The sequence below is a fragment of the Actinomadura madurae genome, from assembly GCF_900115095.1.
GTDB lineage: Bacteria > Actinomycetota > Actinomycetes > Streptosporangiales > Streptosporangiaceae > Spirillospora > Spirillospora madurae.
Map to the genome: position 1 here is coordinate 147,838 of NZ_FOVH01000001.1, position 18,376 is coordinate 166,213.

Here is an 18,376-nt window from a genome sequence, read left to right on the forward strand (position 1 = left end):
ATCTTCAGTATTTCGGGCGAGATCGTGATCAGCTCCCAAGTATTTTCGGTCTCCAATAACCGTTTGGTTACATCGCATTGGCCCCGGTGGCGCCTGAGCATCCGGACCGGCCGCCACCGACCGTGATGACGTGGCGACGCTCGCGGGCTTGTGCGGCCCGTCGGCCATCCACTACCCATAGGCACCGGCGGTTCTCCGGCTCCCCCACCGGGCTCCCCCCGTCCGGTACGGAGGATCGCGGGAGGGGTGATGCCCGTGGACACCGGGAAACTCAAAGACAATTTCGCCCTGGTGGGCGCTAACGGCGTGGACGTCGCCGACTATTTCTATGCCGACCTTTTCGCGCGGGAACCGCAGCTCAGGTCGATGTTCCCGGCGGCGATGGCCAAACAGCACGAGGTGCTGCTCGCGGCGCTGTCGCAGATCGTCTCGTCGGTCGACGACACCGACGCGCTCGTCCCGTTCCTGCGGGACCTCGGCCGGCGCCACCACGGCTTCGGCGTGGTCGCCGACCACTACGCGCCCGTCGGCGCCAGCCTGCTCGCCACCCTCGCCTATTTCAGCGGCCCCGCGTGGAGCGAAGACCTCGAACGCGACTGGGCGGCCGCCTACGGACTCGTCGCCAAGGTCATGTCGGAGGCCGCGGCCGAGCCCGTCTCCTGACCCGCATGGACACCCAGCGACTGAAGGACAGCTTCGACCGGGTCGCCGGAGAAGGCGACGCCGTGGCGCTGTTCTTCTACTCCGACCTCTTCGTCCGCAACCCGCACCTGCGCGACATGTTCCCGATCGGGATGAGCGGCCAGCGCGACAAGCTGCTGCGCGCCCTCGGCCATATCGTGTCCCGGGTGGACGACCTGCCCGCCCTCGTCCCGTTCCTCCAGCAGCTCGGCCGCGACCACCGCAGGTTCGGCATCGTCGCCGAGCACTACCCGCATGTGGGGGCCAGCCTCCTCGCCACCCTGCGGCACTTCTCCGGGACGGCCTGGACCGACGAGGTCGAGGGCGACTGGAACGCCGCCTACAGCCTCGTCGCCAAGGTGATGCTGGAGGCCGCCGACGAGAACGCCCTCAGCAGCCCCGCCTGGTGGAACGGCCACGTCGTCGCGGTCGAGCGGCGCCGGTTCGACATCAGCGTCCTGCGCGTCCAGCCCGACCGGCCGCTGCCGTACCTGCCCGGGCAGTCGGTGGCCCTGGAGGTGCCGTCCCGGCTGCGGCACTGGCGCTACTACTCGATGGCGAACGCCCCGCGGCCCGACCAGACCGTCGACTTCCACGTCCGGCTGGTGGACGGCGGGCCGGTGAGCCCCGTGCTGGTCCGCGGGACCGACGCCGGCGACCGGGTCCGCATGGGCGCGCCCATCGGCACCCTCACGCTGGACGAGGCGTCCGGGCGGGACGTCCTGCTGATCGCGGGCAGCACCGGCCTGGCGCCGCTCAAGGCGATCCTGGAGCAGATCGCGCACCGTCCGGCCCCGCCGCCGCGCGTGCACCTGTTCTTCGGCGCCCGCACCAGGGACGGCCTCTACGACCTGGAGGACCTGACCAAGCTGGGCGGTGAGTTCCCCTGGCTCACCGTCGTCCCGGCCGTGTCGGACGAGTCCGGCGGGCACGGCTTCTCCTCGCTGCTCCAGGGCGGGGACGGCGACGTCGAGCACGGGAACCTGTCCGACGTGGTCGCCAGGCGCGGCCCCTGGGACGGCCACGACGCCTACGTATGCGGCCCGTCCGCCATGGTCGGGCACACCGTCGAGCAGCTGACGCGGCTCGGCGTCCCGCGCGACCGCATCCGCCTGGAAACCTTCGCAGACGCACAGAGGTGAGCGCCTTGAACTCCCCGAACCTTCCCGTCGTCTCCGAGGGCTCGCGGCTGACCCCGGGCGAGCTCCACTCGGTGGTGTTCGCCAGGGCGGCCCTCGGGCGCCGCGGATACGACGAGGAGCAGGTCCGCAACTTCCTGCAGTACGTGGAGAGGGAACTCGTCCAGATCTTCACCGACAGGGCCGCCCTGGCCGACGAGGTGAACCGGCTGCGCGCCCAGGCGGCCAAGGGCACCCGCGGCGTGATGGCGCCCGAGGACGCCCACTTCCAGGCCGTCCGCATCCTGTCCCAGGCCCAGCAGACCGCCGACCTGTACGTGGCGGACGCCGAGCGCTACACCCGCGAGCTGGCCCACGAGGCGCGCCTGCACCGGGAGGCGATCCTGTCCGACGCCAAGGGACGTGCCGAGCAGCTCCTGGAGGACGCCCACCGCAAGGCCGCCGCCGTCGCCGACGCGGCCGTCCGCCACGCCGAGCAGGCCGCGCCGCCCGCCCCCGGTCCGGCGTCCCTCCCGGACGACGAGCGCCGCGCCATGGAACGGGAGATCGCCTACCTGCGCACCTACAGCGACGTCTACCGCACCCACCTGCGCTCGTACCTGGAGGCCCTCCTGCGCAACGTCGACGAGTGGGAGTCGTCCGAGCGGGCATCCCTCCCCGGGCGGATGCCAGACTGACCGGTCAGGCCCACGGGAGCTCCAGGGGTCGCCCGCCTGGGTGGGCACTAGCATCTTCTGGAAAACTGGGGGCGCTATGGAATATGTGATCGTCATCGCCGCGCTGGCGGTAGTCGCGTTGATCGCCGGCGGTATCGCGCTCCTGCGGCCGGGGCGGACCCGCCCGCGCCCGCCCGCCGAGCCGCCCGCGGACCGGACCGGCGGGGCCACCGCCGCCGGCGAGGCGGAGGCCGGCGCCCCCACGATCGAGAAGGCGCCGCCGACCGAGGTGCCGCCGCCGCGGCCCACGGTCGAGATCGAGCGTCCGCCGCCGGGGGCGGGCCGGCTCGTCCGGCTGCGCGCGCGGCTCGCCCGGTCGCAGAACACCTTCGGCAAGACCCTCCTCGGCCTGCTGTCGCGCGACACGCTCGACGAGGACGCCTGGGAGGAGATCGAGGACACGCTGATCACCGCCGACATGGGCACCTCGGTGGCCCGGCAGGTCACCGACGACCTGCGGACCCGGGTCCAGGTCCTCGGCACGCGCAGCCCGGCGGAGGTCCGGGAGCTGCTCAAGCAGGAGCTGGTCAAGCAGATCGGCCCCGATCTGGACCGCTCCCTGCGCACCGAGGCGCCCGGGGACCGCCCCGCCGTGCTCATGGTCGTCGGCGTGAACGGCACCGGCAAGACGACCACCTGCGGCAAGCTCGGCCGCGTCCTCGTCGGCGACGGGAACACCGTCCTGCTGGGCGCCGCCGACACCTTCCGCGCCGCCGCCGCCGACCAGCTGGAGACCTGGGGGACGCGGGTGGGCGCGCAGGTCGTCCGCAAGGACGAGGGCGCCGACCCCGCCAGCGTCGCGTTCGACGCCGTCAAGCAGGGCATCGACACCAAGGTCGACGCGGTGATCATCGACACCGCCGGGCGGCTGCACACCAAGACCGGGCTGATGGACGAGCTCGGCAAGGTCAAGCGCGTCGTGGAGAAGCAGGCCACGGTGGACGAGGTCCTGCTCGTCCTGGACGCGACGACCGGCCAGAACGGCATGCAGCAGGCACGCGTCTTCGCCGAGGTCGTCAACGTCACCGGCGTCGTGCTGACGAAGCTGGACGGCACCGCGAAGGGCGGCATCGTCGTCCAGGTGCAGCGGGAGCTGGGCGTCCCGGTCAAGCTCGTCGGCCTCGGGGAGGGGCCGGACGACCTCGCGCCGTTCGAGCCCGAGGCCTTCGTGGACGCCATCCTGGGCGAGTAATAACGGCCTCCTGTCACACAAATACGGCATGTGAGGATTTGGAAACACCGGTGAAACACACCGGGAGCGGTTTTCACACCCTGGAAACGTACGGGTCCCTCGGGTGAAATCGCCGAGGTCGAGTCTCTGAGCAGTTCGAAGTTCCTGGCGAGGAGGGACTCTCTCAGAGATGAAGATCGATAGCGGTAGTACCGCCTGGATGCTGACGAGCACCGCGCTCGTCCTGCTGATGACACCCGGGCTCGCCTTCTTCTACGGAGGCATGAGCCGGGCCAAGAGCGTGCTCAACATGATGATGATGAGCTTCGTCAGCATCGCCGTGGTGGGCATGGCGTGGGTCGTCTACGGCTACTCCCTCACGTTCTCCTCCGGCGGCGGGCTCAGCTCGTTCATCGGAGGGTTCGGAGACTGGGGCCTGGTCGGCCTGGAGACCGCGGCGACGGCCGACGACGGAACGGGCATCCCGCAGCTGGTGTTCGTGGCGTTCCAGGCGACGTTCGCCATCATCACCGTCGCCCTGATCAGCGGCGCGGTGGCGGACCGCGCCAAGTTCGGGGCCTGGGTCGTGTTCGCCGTCGTCTGGGCGACGCTCGTGTACTTCCCGATCGCCCACTGGGTGTGGTGGTCCGACGGCGAGGAGGGCGGCAAGGCCGGCTGGCTGTTCGACCTCGGCGCGCTCGACTTCGCGGGCGGCACGGTCGTGCACATCAACGCCGGCGTCGCGGCGCTCGCGCTGGCGATCGTCCTCGGCAAGCGCAAGGGCTGGCCGAAGGAGCCGATGCGCCCGCACAACCTGCCGTTCGTCCTGCTCGGGGCCGGTCTGCTGTGGTTCGGCTGGTTCGGGTTCAACGCCGGGTCCGCGCTGTCGGCCGGCGCCACCTCGGCCGTCGCGTTCGTCAACACGCTCGCCGCGACCTGCGCCGCCGCGTTCGGCTGGATCATCGTGGAGAAGCTGCGGGACGGCGCGTCCACCACGCTCGGCATCGCGTCCGGCGTCGTCGCCGGGCTGGTCGCCATCACCCCGGCCTGCGCGTTCATCACCCCGCTCGGGGCCATCGTCCTCGGTCTCATCGCCGGCGCGGTCTGCGCGTTCGCGGTCGGCCTCAAGTACAAGCTCGGCTACGACGACTCGCTCGACGTGGTCGGCGTCCACATGGTCGGCGGCATCGTCGGCGCCCTGCTGATCGGCTTCCTGGCCACCACCGCGGTGAACGACGCGGGCGCCGACGGGCTGCTCGCGGGCGGCGGGTTCTCGCTGCTCGGCAAGCAGGCGGTCGCCGTCCTCGCGACCCTCGCCTACTCGTTCGTCGTCACCTTCGTGATCGCGAAGGTGATCGACCTGATCATGGGCTTCCGGATCAGCGAGGAGGACGAGGCCACCGGCATCGACAGCACGGCTCACGCGGAGACCGCCTACGACTTCGGCACCATCCGCGCCGGCGGCTCCGGTGCGAGCGTCGCGGCGCCCCCGGCCCCGGTCTCCGGGGACGCGGCGAAGAAGGTGGAGGCTTAAGCCATGAAGCTCATCACGGCGGTCATCAAGCCGTTCAAACTGGACGAGGTCAAGAAGGCCCTGGAGACCTTCGGGGTCAAGGGCATGACCGTCAGCGAGGCCAGCGGCTACGGCCGGCAGAAGGGCCACACCGAGGTCTACCGCGGCGCCGAGTACCAGGTCGACCTGGTGCCCAAGCTGCGCATCGAGGTCCTCGTCGAGGCCGAGGACGCCGACGACATCATCGACGTGATCGTCAAGGCGGCCCGCACCGACAAGATCGGCGACGGCAAGGTGTGGGCCGTCCCGGTCGACACCGTGGTCCGCGTCCGCACCGGCGAGACCGGTCCGGACGCCCTCTAGGGACCCCGGTGACCCTCGCCCGCCCGCCGGCCGGAGACCGGGCCCCCGCGCCCGCTCCGGCCGGCGGCACTGGAACGGCGGACACCGCGCGGGCGGCCCTGGCGAGAGCGCGGGCCGCCCGCGCCGCCGAGCTGGACCGGTGGCTGGCCGACCTGCTGGCCGCCGGCCCCGTCCCGGACGGCGTCGCCCTCGTGGCGGTCGGCAGCCACGCCCGCCGCGAGCTGACCCCCGGCGGCGACCTCGACCTCGTCCTGCTGCACCGCGGCCTGGCCGGCGTCGCCGCCCTCGCCGACCGCGTCTGGTACCCGGTCTGGGACTCCGGGACCAGGCTCGACCACTCCGTCCGCACCGTGCACGAGGCCCGCACCGTGGCGCGCGGCGACATGAAGGCCGCGCTCGGCCTGCTGTCGGCCCGCCGGATCTCCGGGGACCACGCGCTCGTGGACGAGTTGCGCGCCGCCGTCCTCACGGACTGGCGCGCCGACGCGCCCGCCCGGCTCAACGAGCTGTCGGCGATGTGCCGCGACCGCTGGGAGGCCCAGGGCGAGCTGGCCTTCCTGCAGGAACCCGACCTGAAGGAGGCCCACGGCGGCCTCCGGGACGTGCACGTCATGCACGCCGTCGCCGCCTCCTGGGTGGCCTCCGCCCCGGACGCCCGGGTCCGGTCCGCCCACGACCTGCTCCTCGACGTCCGGCACGCCCTGCACGAGGTGACGGGCCGCTCCTCGGACCGCCTCGTCCTCCAGGAGAAGCAGGCCGTGGCCGAGACCCTCGGTCTCCTGGACGCCGACGTCCTGCAGCGCTCGATCGCGGAAGCGGCCCGCACGATCACCTACGCGGCCTCCCACCTGTGGCGCCGCGTGGACCGCTTCACCAGAACCCGCGCCAGCACCGCCCACCCCACCCCATCCACCGCCCAACCACCCACCACCGCTCCGGACGCCGCTGACCCGCCCACCACCGCTCCGGACGCCGCCGCTCCGGACGCCGCTGCTCCGGATGCCGCCGCTCCGGATGCCGCTGCTCCGAAGGCAGCCGCTCCGGATGCCGCCGCTCCGGATGCCGTCGGTTCGAAGGCCGCCGACTCGAACGCCGCCGACCCGAGCAAAGAGGGACCGGGCGCCGCCGGGCCGAGCGCCGCCGTCCCGAGCAAGGGGGCTTCGGGCTTCGGGCGGGTCGGCGCGGACGGGCGTGGCGAGCGGCGGCCGGTGGGGGACGGGGCCGTGGAGTACGAGGGCGAGGTCGTCCTCGCGCGGAACGCGGACCTGAACGACCCGGCGCTCGTCCTGCGGCTCGCCGCCGCCGCCGCGCAGGCGGGCCTGCCGCCCGCCCCCGCCACCGTCGCGCGGCTGGCCGAGCGCGCGGTGCTGCCCCGCGACCCGTGGCCCGCCGAGGCCCGCCACGCCCTCGTCTCCCTGCTCGGCGCCGGCCCCGCGGCCATCGCCGTCTGGGAGGCCCTCGACCAGGCCGGGCTGATCGTCCGGCTGCTGCCCGACTGGGAGCGCGTCCGGAACCGGCCGCAGCGCAACCCCGTCCACCGCTTCACCGTGGACCGCCACCTGGTGGAGACCGCCGCGGGCGCCGCCGCCCTGACCCGCGAGGTGGCCCGCCCCGACCTGCTGCTGGTCGGCGCCCTCCTGCACGACATCGGCAAGGGCTGGCCCGGCGACCACTCCACCGGCGGCGCCGTCGTCGCGCGCGACATCGGCGCCCGCCTCGGCTTCCCCGAGGAGGACGTGCGCGTCCTCGAAACGCTCGTCCGGCACCATCTGCTGCTGCCCGAGACCGCCACCCGCCGCGACATCGACGACCCGGTGACGATCCAGACCGTCACGGAAGCCGTCGCGGAGGTGCCGGGCCGGGAGCGCGAGCTCCTCGACCTCCTCGCCGCCCTGGCGATCGCCGACGGCGGCGCCACCGGGCCCGCCGCCTGGGGCCCCTGGAAGGCCGGGCTCGTCGCCGAGCTCGCCCGCCGCGCCGCCGCGGCCCTCGCCGGCGGCACCCCGCCGCCCGCGCCCGCCCTGGCCCCCGGCCACCTCGCCCTGGCCCGCCACGACGGCGCCGCCGTCCGCGTCGCGGGCTCCCGGATCACCATCGCCGCGCCCGACCGGCCCGGCCTCCTGTGGCGCGCCGCGGGCGTCCTCGCCCTCCACCGCCTGGCCGTCAAGACCGCCCGGACGACGTCCTCCCTCGACGGCGAGGGGGACACGGCCGTCCTGGACTTCACGGCCGTCCCCGAATACGGGACCCCGCCGGATCCGGCCAGCCTGGAGGCGGACCTGCGGCGGATGCTCGCCGGCCGGCTCGACGTCGCCGCCCGCCTGGAGCGGCGGGCGCGGTCCGTGCGGGCGCGGCCCGGGATCACCGTGCCGCCGCCGCGCGTCATGATCGTCCCGGACGCGTCGCGGACCGCCACCGTCGTCGAGGTGCGGGCGCACGACCGGCCCGGCCTGCTGTGGCGGATCGGCCAGGCGTTCGGGGCGTGCGGCGTCCAGATCCGCGCGGCGCAGGTGGACACCCTCGGCGCCGAGGCGGTGGACGTCTTCTACGTGGTGGACGGGCAGGGCCGCCCGCTGGAGGACCCGGCCGCGGCGGCCGCCGTCCGGGACGAGGTGCTGGCGGCGCTCCGCTGACGCGGACGCCCCCGCCGGAAAAGGGCCGGCGAGACGGGCGGGGACCCGCCGGCGACCCGATACGCTGATAGGCGATCCCAGAAGCTTTCCAAGGACGGTCCAGACACGTGTTCGAGACGCTCTCCGACCGGTTGACGACGGTCTTCTCGTCGCTGCGCAGCAAGGGCCGGCTCTCCGAGGCCGACATCAACGCGACCGCCCGCGAGATCCGGATCGCCCTGCTCGAGGCCGACGTCGCGCTCCCCGTGGTCAAGGACTTCATCGCGCAGGTCAAGGAGCGGGCGCGGGGCTCGGAGGTCTCGCAGGCGCTGAACCCGGCGCAGCAGGTCGTCAAGATCGTCAACGAGGAGCTCATCAACATCCTCGGCGGCGAGACCCGGCGGATCCGGCTGGCCAAGACGCCGCCCACCGTGATCATGCTCGCCGGCCTGCAGGGCGCCGGCAAGACCACGCTCGCCGGCAAGCTGGCCCGCTGGCTGAAGCAGGAGGGCCACACGCCGCTGCTGGTGGCCGCCGACCTCCAGCGCCCGAACGCCGTCCAGCAGCTGGAGGTCGTCGGCGAGCGCGCCGGGGTGCCGGTCTTCGCGCCCGAGCCGGGCAGCGGCGTCGGCGACCCGGTCGACGTCGCGCGCCGGTCGATCGACCAGGCCCGGCACGCCCAGCACGACGTCGTCGTCATCGACACCGCGGGCCGGCTCGGCATCGACGCCGAGATGATGCAGCAGGCCATCGACATCCGCGACGCCGTCGAGCCCGACGACGTGCTGTTCGTCGTCGACGCCATGGTCGGCCAGGACGCCGTCAACACCGCCCAGGCCTTCATGGAGGGCGTCGGCTTCGACGGCGTCGTCCTCACCAAGCTCGACGGCGACGCCCGCGGCGGCGCGGCCCTGTCGGTCCGGCACATCACCGGCCGCCCCATCATGTTCGCCTCGACGGGCGAGAAGCTGGAGGACTTCAGCGTCTTCCACCCGGACCGCATGGCGGGCCGGATCCTCGACATGGGCGACATCCTCACCCTGATCGAGCAGGCCGAGCAGGCGTTCGACGCCGAGCAGGCCGAGAAGATGTCCAGCAAGTTCGCCTCGGGCGAGGACTTCACGCTGGAGGACTTCCTCGAGCAGATGATGATGATCCGCAAGCTCGGCCCGATCGGCAACCTGCTCGGGATGATGCCGGGCATGGGGCAGGTCCGCGACCAGATCAGCCAGATCGACGACCGCGACCTGGACCGGATCGCCGCGATCATCCGCTCGATGACCCCGCAGGAGCGCTCCCAGCCCAAGATCATCAACGGCTCCCGACGGGCCCGCATCGCCAAGGGCTCCGGCGTCGGCGTCGGCGAGGTCAACAGCCTCGTCACCCGCTTCTTCGACGCGCAGAAGATGATGCGGCAGATGGCCGGCGGCATGGGCCTGCCCGGCATGCCCGGCGGGCGCAAGAAGGCCGCCAAGGCGGCGAAGGCGGCCAAGAACAAGAAGGGCAAGCAGCGCAGCGGCGACCCGCGCAAGCGCGCCGCCGGCAAGGACGGCCGCCCGGACCAGCAGCAGCAGCCCGCCGCCGACGGCGTGCCCCAGGGCCTCCCGCCCGGCCTCGGCGGCAAGGGCGGCCTGCCCCCGGGCCTCGGCGGCCAGCTCCCGCCCGGTTTCCAGATGCCCGACCTCGGCAAGCTCCAGGGCCGCAAGAAGAAGTGACCGCCCCGCTCGCCCGGCCTTCGCGGGCCCGCCGCGGGCCGGGCGACACCCGGTTGAGCGATTGCGCTTTCACGCCGAACGTCTGGCAGAATGACAGGCTGGAAACCCGGACTCGCGAGGCGCCCTCTCTCGTCCTGCGCGACCGGAGTCCATCGGACGGCCGTGAGCCGGTGTTCCCCACCTGGCACGGGCCCGTCCACCCAGTGATGAAGTTGGAGTACACCACACCCGTGGCAGTCAAGATCAAGCTCAAGCGTCTGGGGAAGATCCGGAACCCGCAGTACCGGATCGTCGTCGCCGACGCCCGCACCAAGCGTGACGGGCGCGCCATCGAGGAGATCGGGCTCTACCAGCCCAAGCAGGAGCCGTCGCTCATCAAGATCGACTCCGAGCGCGCGCAGTACTGGCTCGGCGTCGGCGCGCAGCCGACCGAGCCCGTGCTCAACCTGCTGAAGATCACCGGCGACTGGCAGAAGTTCAAGGGCGAGCCGGGCGCCGAGGGCACCCTCAAGATCGCCGAGCCGAAGGCCGACAAGAAGGCCGCGTTCGAGGCCGCCGTCAAGGAGTCGCTGGGCGACGACGCGGCCTCCGGCACCGCGACCCGGGGCAAGAAGAAGGCCGAGCCGAAGAAGTCCGAGGCGAAGGCCACCGAGAACGACGAAGCCAAGAGCGAGGGCTGACGTGCTCGAAGAAGCGCTCGAGCACCTGGTCCGCGGGATCGTGGAGAACCCGGACGACGTCCGGGTCCGCGCCCGCCGGATCAGGGGCGGCCGGGTCCTCGAGGTGCGCGTGCACCCCGAGGACCTCGGAAAGGTCATCGGCCGCAGCGGTCGCACCGCCAAGGCCCTCCGCACGGTGATCAGCGCCCTGTCCGGGGGCCGCTACGTGCGTGTCGACCTCCTCGATGTCAACGAGGTCCGCTGAGAGTGTCCCGATGAGCGAACCGCTCGTGGTGGGACGGATCGGACGGCCGCACGGGGTCCGCGGCGAGGTCACCATCGACGTCCGCACGGACGAGCCGGGCTCCCGGTTCGCCGTCGGCGCGACGGTCGCCACCGACCCCTCCACCGCCGGTCCGCTCACCGTCGAGCGGGCACGCTGGCATTCGGGACGCCTGCTCGTGCGCTTCGCCGGGATCGGCGACCGCGACGCCGCGGAGCAACTGCGCGGCATCTGGCTCGTCGTCGACCCCGGCGACATCCCCCCGTCCGCCGACCCCGACGACTTCCACGACCAGGAACTGATCGGGCTAGCCGTGGTCACCGCGGACGGGACCGATGTCGGCCAGGTCTCCGGCGTCCTCCACCACGGCCAGGACCTCCTGGTCGTGCGCGGCGCCGGCGGGGAGAAGCTCGTCCCGTTCGTGGCGGCGCTCGTCCCGGAGGTGGACGTCCCCGGGGGGCGGCTCGTGATCGACCCGCCCCCCGGCCTGCTCGACGAATCATGAAAATCGACATCGTCACGATCTTCCCCGAGTACTTCGCCCCCCTGGAGATCTCCCTCCTGGGCAAGGCGCGGCGCGCCGGGATCCTGGACGTCCACGTCCACGACCTGCGCGCCTGGACCCACGACCGCCACCGCACCGTCGACGACACCCCGTACGGCGGCGGCCCCGGCATGGTCATGAAACCCACCCCCTGGGGCGAGGCCCTCGACGCCCTCGTCCCCCCACCGGGCGAGCCGTCAGCCGGCCCGCGTCCGGAGGAGGCACCCCACGGCACCCTGCCGTCCGACCGGCCGCAGGACGGCGGCGCGTCGTCCGACCCGACAGATGCGGGCGGCCTGCCAGCGGGTTCACGTTCGGAGGGGACGTCCCTGAGCGGCGTCTCGTCCGACCGGTCACATGCGGGCGGCCCGCCGTCCGGCGACGCGGCACAAGGCGCATCGGCGTCCGGTGACGGGCGGTCTCTCGGCGACCCGTCATCTCGGATGCCTGCCGGCGATGTCCCGTCCCCTGCGTCCCCGGCCGGGTCGGGTCCGCGGTTGATCATTCCGACGCCGAGCGGGCGGCCGTTCACCCAGGCCGACGCGGTCCGCTACGCCGCGGAGCCGTGGCTGGTGTTCGCGTGCGGGCGCTACGAGGGCATCGACTCCCGGGTCGCCGAGGAGGCCCGCACCCGGATGCCGGTGGACGAGGTCAGCCTCGGCGACTTCGTCCTCGCCGGCGGGGAGGTCGCGGTCCTCGTCATGGTGGAGGCGATCGGGCGCCTGCTGCCGGGCGTCCTCGGCAACGCCGACTCCGCCGCCGACGACTCCTTCGCCCCCGGCGCCATGGAGTCGCTGCTGGAAGGGCCCGTCTACACCAAACCCCCGGTCTGGCGCGACCGGGCCGTCCCCGACGTCCTGCTGTCGGGCCACCACGGGGCGATCGCCCGCTGGCGGCGCGACGAGGCGCTCCGGCGGACGGCGCGGCACCGTCCCGAACTGCTCGACCGCCTCGACCGCGAGGCCCTGGACGAACGCGACCGGGCCGTCCTGCGGGAGGCCGGTTTTCCGGTTGACGGCGAAGATATGGCAGACTAGAGCGTCCGTGCGCGTAGGCCGCACGGCATCCCAAGACCACTTCCCGCGGCGCGACGCCCCCACGAACGATCCACCGGGGCCTCTCGACGCCCGCGTTCGACCATGAGGAACGGCTGCGATGCACACCCTGATCCAGGAGATCGAGAAGGCCGCGATGCGCGCCGACATCCCGGACTTCCGTCCGGGAGACACGCTGAAGGTGCACGTGCGCGTCACCGAGGGCAACCGGAGCCGTATCCAGGTCTTCCAGGGCGTGGTGATCCGGCGGCAGGGCGGCGGCGCCCGCGAGACCTTCACCGTCCGCAAGGTCAGCTACAGCGTCGGCGTCGAGCGGACGTTCCCGCTCAACAGCCCCTCCATCGACAAGATCGAGGTCGTCACCCGCGGCGACGTCCGCCGCGCCAAGCTCTACTACCTGCGCAACCTGCGCGGCAAGGCCGCGCGCATCAAGGAGAAGCGCGACCACTGAGCCGATGACGACGACGCCCCGGGAACCCGCAGCGGTGACCGGGGCGTTGCCCGTTCCGGACGGAGCCGATCGCCGGCACCCCGCCGACACGCCCGCGCGCGGCGCCCGGCGGTCCCGGCGCCGCTAGGCTTTCGCTCTGATGACTGACGAGGACGATCGGAGAGACGTGCGATCCGAAGCCGAGGGCTCGGTGCCCGAAGAGAAGGAGCCCGCGAACTCGGCCGACGAGGCGGCCGACGGCTCCGAGGACGAGGGCAGGCGCAAGAAGAAGAAGCAGGGATCGTTCTGGAAAGAGCTCCCGGTCCTCATCGTCGTCGCCGTCGTCCTGGCCCTCGTCATCAAGGCGTTCGCGGTCCAGGCGTTCTACATCCCGTCCGGCTCCATGGAGAACACCCTCCAGGTCGGCGACCGCGTCCTCGTCAACAAGATCGTCTACCACACGCGCGACATCGCCCGCGGTGACGTCATCGTCTTCAACGGGCTCGACTCCTGGGACCCAGAGGTCCAGGTCGAGGAGCCCGGCAACCCCGTCTCCAAGGTCCTGCGCGCGATCGGGACCGCCTTCGGCGTGGCGCCCAACGAGAAGGACTACATCAAGCGCGTCATCGGCATCCCCGGCGACCGCGTCAAATGCTGCGACGCCAAGGGCCGCGTCACCGTCAACGGCGTCCCGCTCGACGAGAAGTCCTACATCTTCACCGACCCGGTCACGCGCGAGCAGAACAAGCCGTCCAACGACCCCTTCGACGTCACCGTGAAGCCGGGCCAGCTGTGGGTCATGGGCGACCACCGCGAGCTGTCCTACGACTCCCGCTCGCACCGCGGCGACCCCGGCGGCGGCACCATCCCGATCGACCGCGTCATCGGCCGCGCGTTCGTCATCGTCTGGCCCCTGGACCGCATGGGGACGCTGCCGATCCCCGGCACCTTCAAACAGCAGGGCCTGGAGAAACCGGCCGCCGCCGCCCTCCCCGCCACGCCGTACGCCCTCGGCTTCCTCGGCGCCCTCCCCATCGCCTACCTGCGGCGCCGCCACCGGAGGAGACGCGGCACGGTTGTGACATAAGGCCGCAAGGGGGCGTTCTGTGGGCGACCGGGGGCGGTCGGGTCGTACGCTGCGGAGCATGAGGGATCGTCCGCTTCGCTTCACTCCGCGCCGCGACGCGGGGCTGTTCGCGTACGAGCGCGCGCTGGCCCACGCCGGGTTCAGCCCCGTCGCCGGCGTCGACGAAGCGGGCCGGGGCGCCTGCGCGGGACCAATGGTCGTCGGCGCGGTGATCCTCCAGGGCGGGCGCGGCAGGATCGACGGCCTCACCGACTCCAAACTCCTCACGCCCGCCCGCCGCGAAGCGCTCTACACGGAGATCACCGAACGCGCGCACGCGTGGAGCGCGGTCATCATCCCCTGCCACGACATCGACAGGATCGGCCTGCACCGGTGCAACATCACCGGGATGCGGCGGGCCCTCGCAGCCCTGGACCGGCGGCCCGCCTACGTGCTCAGCGACGGTTTCCCCGTCCCCGGCCTGGACGTCCCCGGCCTCGCGATGATCAAAGGGGACCAGGTCGCGGCCTGCGTGGCCGCGGCGTCCATCATCGCCAAGGTCACCCGAGACCGCATCATGGTGGAACTCCACGAGCGCTACCCCGAGTACGGCTTCGACGTCCACAAGGGCTACGTGACCCGCGCGCACGGCAAGGCGCTCGCCGAGCACGGCCCCTGTCCGGAACATCGGTTCTCCTACGTCAACGTCGGGCGTGCCTTGCGGAACAATGGGGATGTGGTCCTGGAGGAGGAGACCGAGGGGGAACTCCCCGGCGAGGACCGCACGGAGGGGGCACGAGCGTGAGCGCCGAGGATCTCGAGAAGTACGAGACCGAGATGGAGCTTCAGCTCTATCGCGAGTACCGCGACGTCCTCGGCCTGTTCACCTACGTCGTGGAGACCGAGCGCCGCTTCTACCTGACGAACTCGGTCGACCTCCAGGTGCGCAGCGTCGACAACGGCGAGGTCTTCTTCGAGGTCACGATGCAGGACGCCTGGGTCTGGGACATGTACCGCCCGGCCCGCTTCGTCAAGAACGTCCGCGTCGTCACCTTCAAAGACGTCAACGTCGAAGAACTCGCCAAAAGCGACTTCGAACTCCCCTCAGACCAACACCCTCCAATAAACCCCTAACCCCCACCCACCCAAGCCCCGCCCCCATCCGAGCCTCGACCGAGGCGGCGGCGATGGAACGGTGGCTGGAGTTCGCCGAGACCTGGGCGTCTGGCGGGAGGCGGGAGCGTCCGGCGTTGTCGGTGAGCAGGGTGGTGGGGGGTGGGTCATTGTTCGGGGGGTGGGGTGGGGCCGGTGGGGGATTTGGCGGATTTTGTTAGGCGCCAGCCGGCTGGGGTGCGTTCGATGAAGCCGGCGGCGGCCAGGAGGCCGAGCTTGGCGTTGACGGTGTTCAGGTCGACGCCCGCCTTGACCGCGAGCTGGGCGGGGCCGGTCGCGCCGCGCGCCGGGAAGGCCTCCAGGACGCAGCGGGTGACCGGCTCCAGGCGGTCGCGGGGGAGGACGGGGGTGTCCGGTGGTGGCGCCAGGTCGTCGCCGATGAGACCCACCGCCTCGACGATCTCCTCGGAGCGCGTCACCAGCGTGGTGCCCTCCTCGCGCAGGAGACGGTGGCAGCCGACCGAGGACCGGGACGTGATCGGGCCGGGCACCGCCATGACGACGCGGCCGAGCTTGGCCGCCCAGCCGGCGGTGTTGAGCGCGCCGCTGCGCGCCTCCGCCTCGACGATGACGGTGCCCCGGGAGAGGGCGGCGATCACCCGGTTGCGGACGAGGAACCGGAGGCGGTGCGGATGGGTGCCCGGCGGCGACTCGCTCACCAGCAGCGACCGCCGTGCCATCTCGGCGAAGAGGCCCTCGTTGGACGCCGGGTAGGGGACGTCGACCCCGTTGGCGAGGACGGCGACGGTGGCGCCGTCGGCGGCCAGCGAGCCGCGGTGGGCGGCCGCGTCGATGCCCAGGGCGCCGCCGGAGATCACCGTCCAGCCCGCGTCGGCGAGTTCGGAGGCGAAGTCGGCGGCGGCGCGCAGGCCGTAGGGGGACGCGGCGCGGGAACCGACGACGGCGACCGAGCGCAGGCAGCCGTAGCGCAGATCGACCGGGCCCTGGAGCCAGAGCGCGTACGGCCGGCCGGTGCCGAGATCGTCGAGAGTCGTCGGCCATTCGGGGTCTCCGGGGCAGACGAGCCGGCCGCGGAACCGGGCGCAGACGGCCATGTCCTGGTCGGGTTCCGCGGCGATGAGGCGGATCCGCCAGGCGTCGAGCCGCCGGGCCTCCTTCGGAGCGGCGGGCACACCCTCCGGGACCCGGGCGGCCCGGATCGCCTCCAGCGCCCCTTCCGGGCCGCAGTGGTCGATGATCCGGTTGAGGAAGGTGTCGCCGGGCTCGGCGACCGCGGTCAGGGTGGCGCGGGCGGTTCGCTCGTCGCTCATTGGCGCCCCGCCGACCACAGGGTGAGCGCGCCGCCGATGTCGTCCGGGCCCGGTTCGTCGTGGCCGGCGAGGTCGGCGATCGTCCACGCGACCCGCAGGACCCGGTCGAGGCCGCGGGCGCTCAGCGTTCCCCGCTGCAGGGCGTCGTCGGCGGCCCGCATCGCCTCCTGCGGCGGGGTGAACCGGCGGCGCAGCTCCGGCCCGGGGACCTCGGCGTTCGACCGCCATGGGGTTCCGGCCAGGCGTCTGAGCGTCCGCTCCCTGGCGAGCAGGACCCGTTCGGCCACGACCTTGCTCGACTCGGCGAACTCCAGGTCGTAGCGGAGTTCGGCCCGGCTGGCCGGGGTCAGCTCCAGCTTGAGGTCGACGCGGTCGAGCAGCGGCCCGGACACGCGGGTCGCGTACTTGCGGCGGATGCCGGGTGCGCAGGAGCAGTCGATCTGCTTCGCCGCGGCGCACGGGCACGGGTTCGCGGCGAGGACGAGCGTGAACCGCGCGGGGAAGTGCGCCATGCCCTCGATGCGGGTGATCCGCACCTCGCCCTCTTCGAGGGGCTGGCGGAGGGCGTCGAGCGTTCCGAGCTGGAACTCGGGGGCCTCGTCCAGGAAGAGGATCCCGCGGTGTGCGAGGGACACGGCGCCGGGTTGGAGGACCCGGCCCGAACCCCCGCCGACCATCGATGCGCGGGAGGCGGTGTGGTGCGGCGCGTAGAACGGCGGCTGGGTGATCAGCGGCTGGCCGGGCCGGAGCGTCCCGGCCACGGAGTGGATCGCGGTGACCTCCAGCGCGATCTCGGGTTCGAGGGGCGGCATCAGCGTCGGCAGCCGCTCCGCCAGCATCGTCTTGCCGCAGCCCGGCGGGCCGGCGAAGAAGAGGTGATGCCCTCCCGCGGCGCTGATCTCCAGAGCGCGGCGGGCCTCGGCCTGGCCGCGGACGTCCGCCAGGTCCAGGTCGGGTGGAATCTCCTGCTGGCGCAGAGCGAACCCGTTCATCGGGGAGCCGAGGGCGTCCTCCTCGTCCTCCTCCTCGATGGGTGGCGGCTCGTCGCGCAGCAGGCAGAGGAGCCCGCGCAGGTTACGCGCGGACAGGACCTCCATGCCCGGGACGAGTTCGGCCTCCGCGGCGTTCTGGCTCGGGACGACGACCGTGCGGCAGCCGCGGTTGGCCGCGGCCAGGACGGCGGGCAGGACCCCCTGGATGGGACGGAGGCGGCCGTCCAGCCCGAGCTCGCCGATCAGCACGAGCCCCGCGCAGCTACGGGCGGGGACCACTTCCGCCGCCGCGAGCAGGGCCACGGCTATGGCGACATCGAAGGTCGAACCCTTCTTGGGCATGCTCGCCGGGAACAGCGAGACCGTGACGTGCCTGTTGGGCCAGTCCTCGCCCGAGTTGAAGACTGCCGCGCGGACCCGGTCGCGGGCCTCGCTGAGCGCGGTGTCGGGAAGGCCGACCAGGTGGAGGCCGGGGACGCCGCTGGTGATGGCGGCCTCGACGTCCACGACGAAGCCGTCCACCCCGACCAGGGACACCGAGCGCGTCTTCGCGAGCGTCATCTAGCACACCTCCCGCAGGTGGTCGATCGAAAAGCGGTCGCCGTCGCCGGTCAGGCCGAGGACGTCGACCCGAATGGACACGCCGCCGACCCCGTTCGCGGCGGCCCACCGCCAGGCCAGCCGCCGTAACCGGGCGGCCTTGTCGGCGGTGATGGCTTCGAGGGGGTCGCCGAACCTGGCCGAGCGGCGGGTCTTCACCTCGCAGACCACGTGCCTTCGCCCGTCATGGGCGACGATGTCCAGCTCGCCTTCGCGGCACCGCCAGTTGCGGTCGAGGATCGTCCAGCCGAGGCCGGCCAGGTATTCGGCCGCGGCGTCCTCGCCGCGGCGGCCGAGGTTGATGTGGGCGTTCATGGGCCTCACCTCCGGCCTTCGACACTGGCCGACCGTCACGGTGCGTAGCCGAGAAACGACAACCTGTGGATAACCGTG

Annotated in this window: 18 protein-coding genes and 2 pseudogenes; 17 read left to right on the forward strand and 3 right to left on the reverse strand. The window is 72.6% G+C overall.

Annotated elements, in window-relative coordinates:
• The first annotated feature begins 249 nt into the window (after positions 1–249).
• The 17 genes and pseudogenes from BM339_RS00730 (at position 250) to BM339_RS00810 (ending at position 15,081) form a co-directional block, all read left to right on the forward strand.
• Complete coding sequence (locus tag BM339_RS00730; protein WP_024935312.1) at positions 250–663, forward strand: globin domain-containing protein; 414 nt, start codon at positions 250–252, stop codon at positions 661–663.
• 5 nt (positions 664–668) lie between these two features.
• A complete protein-coding gene (locus BM339_RS00735) occupies positions 669–1,823 on the forward strand; it encodes a globin domain-containing protein (protein WP_021599797.1) in 1,155 nt (384 codons plus the stop codon).
• Positions 1,824–1,828: 5 nt separating this feature from the next.
• Positions 1,829–2,497: a DivIVA domain-containing protein gene (locus BM339_RS48350; protein WP_021599798.1), complete on the forward strand. Its 669-nt coding sequence runs from the start codon at positions 1,829–1,831 to the stop codon at positions 2,495–2,497.
• Positions 2,498–2,573: 76 nt separating this feature from the next.
• Positions 2,574–3,728, forward strand: coding sequence for a signal recognition particle-docking protein FtsY (gene ftsY, locus BM339_RS00745; protein ID WP_024935311.1), 1,155 nt, complete (start codon positions 2,574–2,576; stop codon positions 3,726–3,728).
• A gap of 169 nt (positions 3,729–3,897) precedes the next feature.
• Positions 3,898–5,241: an ammonium transporter gene (locus BM339_RS00750; protein ID WP_024935310.1), complete on the forward strand. Its 1,344-nt coding sequence runs from the start codon at positions 3,898–3,900 to the stop codon at positions 5,239–5,241.
• A 3-nt stretch (positions 5,242–5,244) separates the two neighbouring features.
• Entirely contained in the window at positions 5,245–5,583 is a 339-nt protein-coding gene (locus tag BM339_RS00755; RefSeq protein ID WP_021600195.1) for a P-II family nitrogen regulator, read from the forward strand.
• Positions 5,584–5,591: 8 nt separating this feature from the next.
• Positions 5,592–8,216, forward strand: coding sequence for an ACT domain-containing protein (locus BM339_RS51105; protein ID WP_256255129.1), 2,625 nt, complete (start codon positions 5,592–5,594; stop codon positions 8,214–8,216).
• Positions 8,217–8,323: 107 nt separating this feature from the next.
• Complete coding sequence (gene ffh / locus BM339_RS00770; protein ID WP_024936768.1) at positions 8,324–9,910, forward strand: signal recognition particle protein; 1,587 nt, start codon at positions 8,324–8,326, stop codon at positions 9,908–9,910.
• Between the two features lie 230 nt (positions 9,911–10,140).
• Positions 10,141–10,590 (forward strand): 30S ribosomal protein S16, encoded by a 450-nt coding sequence (rpsP, locus tag BM339_RS00775; protein ID WP_075019629.1) that lies wholly within the window; start codon positions 10,141–10,143, stop codon positions 10,588–10,590.
• Between the two features lies 1 nt (position 10,591).
• Positions 10,592–10,834 carry an RNA-binding protein gene (locus BM339_RS00780; protein WP_021598307.1) on the forward strand — a complete coding sequence of 81 codons (243 nt, stop codon included), beginning with the start codon at positions 10,592–10,594 and terminating at the stop codon, positions 10,832–10,834.
• A 10-nt stretch (positions 10,835–10,844) separates the two neighbouring features.
• Positions 10,845–11,357 carry a ribosome maturation factor RimM gene (rimM, locus tag BM339_RS00785; protein WP_021598308.1) on the forward strand — a complete coding sequence of 171 codons (513 nt, stop codon included), beginning with the start codon at positions 10,845–10,847 and terminating at the stop codon, positions 11,355–11,357.
• Positions 11,354–11,572, forward strand: a pseudogene (locus BM339_RS50555) (tRNA (guanosine(37)-N1)-methyltransferase TrmD); the annotation flags it as partial. The gene rimM and the pseudogene BM339_RS50555, both read left to right, overlap by 4 nt.
• A 315-nt stretch (positions 11,573–11,887) precedes the next feature.
• A pseudogene (trmD, locus tag BM339_RS50560) lies at positions 11,888–12,433 on the forward strand (tRNA (guanine(37)-N(1))-methyltransferase); the annotation flags it as partial.
• Between the two features lie 118 nt (positions 12,434–12,551).
• A complete protein-coding gene (gene rplS, locus BM339_RS00795) occupies positions 12,552–12,902 on the forward strand; it encodes a 50S ribosomal protein L19 (protein ID WP_021598310.1) in 351 nt (116 codons plus the stop codon).
• A gap of 166 nt (positions 12,903–13,068) precedes the next feature.
• Complete coding sequence (lepB, locus tag BM339_RS00800; RefSeq protein WP_021598311.1) at positions 13,069–13,968, forward strand: signal peptidase I; 900 nt, start codon at positions 13,069–13,071, stop codon at positions 13,966–13,968.
• Between the two features lie 58 nt (positions 13,969–14,026).
• Positions 14,027–14,752, forward strand: coding sequence for a ribonuclease HII (locus BM339_RS00805; RefSeq protein WP_021598312.1), 726 nt, complete (start codon positions 14,027–14,029; stop codon positions 14,750–14,752).
• Complete coding sequence (locus BM339_RS00810; protein WP_021598313.1) at positions 14,749–15,081, forward strand: DUF2469 domain-containing protein; 333 nt, start codon at positions 14,749–14,751, stop codon at positions 15,079–15,081. Before BM339_RS00805 ends, BM339_RS00810 begins: the two co-directional genes overlap by 4 nt.
• 146 nt (positions 15,082–15,227) lie before the next feature.
• Here BM339_RS00810 and dprA read toward each other — a convergent pair whose 3' ends face one another.
• Genes dprA through BM339_RS00825 form a run of 3 tightly spaced genes read right to left on the reverse strand, consistent with a single transcriptional unit; the run spans position 15,228 to position 18,298 of the window.
• Entirely contained in the window at positions 15,228–16,391 is a 1,164-nt protein-coding gene (gene dprA / locus BM339_RS00815) for a DNA-processing protein DprA (RefSeq protein ID WP_033334322.1), read from the reverse strand.
• Positions 16,388–17,944, reverse strand: coding sequence for a YifB family Mg chelatase-like AAA ATPase (locus BM339_RS00820; RefSeq protein ID WP_075019631.1), 1,557 nt, complete (start codon positions 17,942–17,944; stop codon positions 16,388–16,390). The genes dprA and BM339_RS00820 overlap by 4 nt, the downstream gene beginning before the upstream one ends.
• Positions 17,945–18,298, reverse strand: coding sequence for a YraN family protein (locus BM339_RS00825; RefSeq protein ID WP_075019632.1), 354 nt, complete (start codon positions 18,296–18,298; stop codon positions 17,945–17,947).
• Between the last annotated feature and the right edge of the window lie 78 nt (positions 18,299–18,376).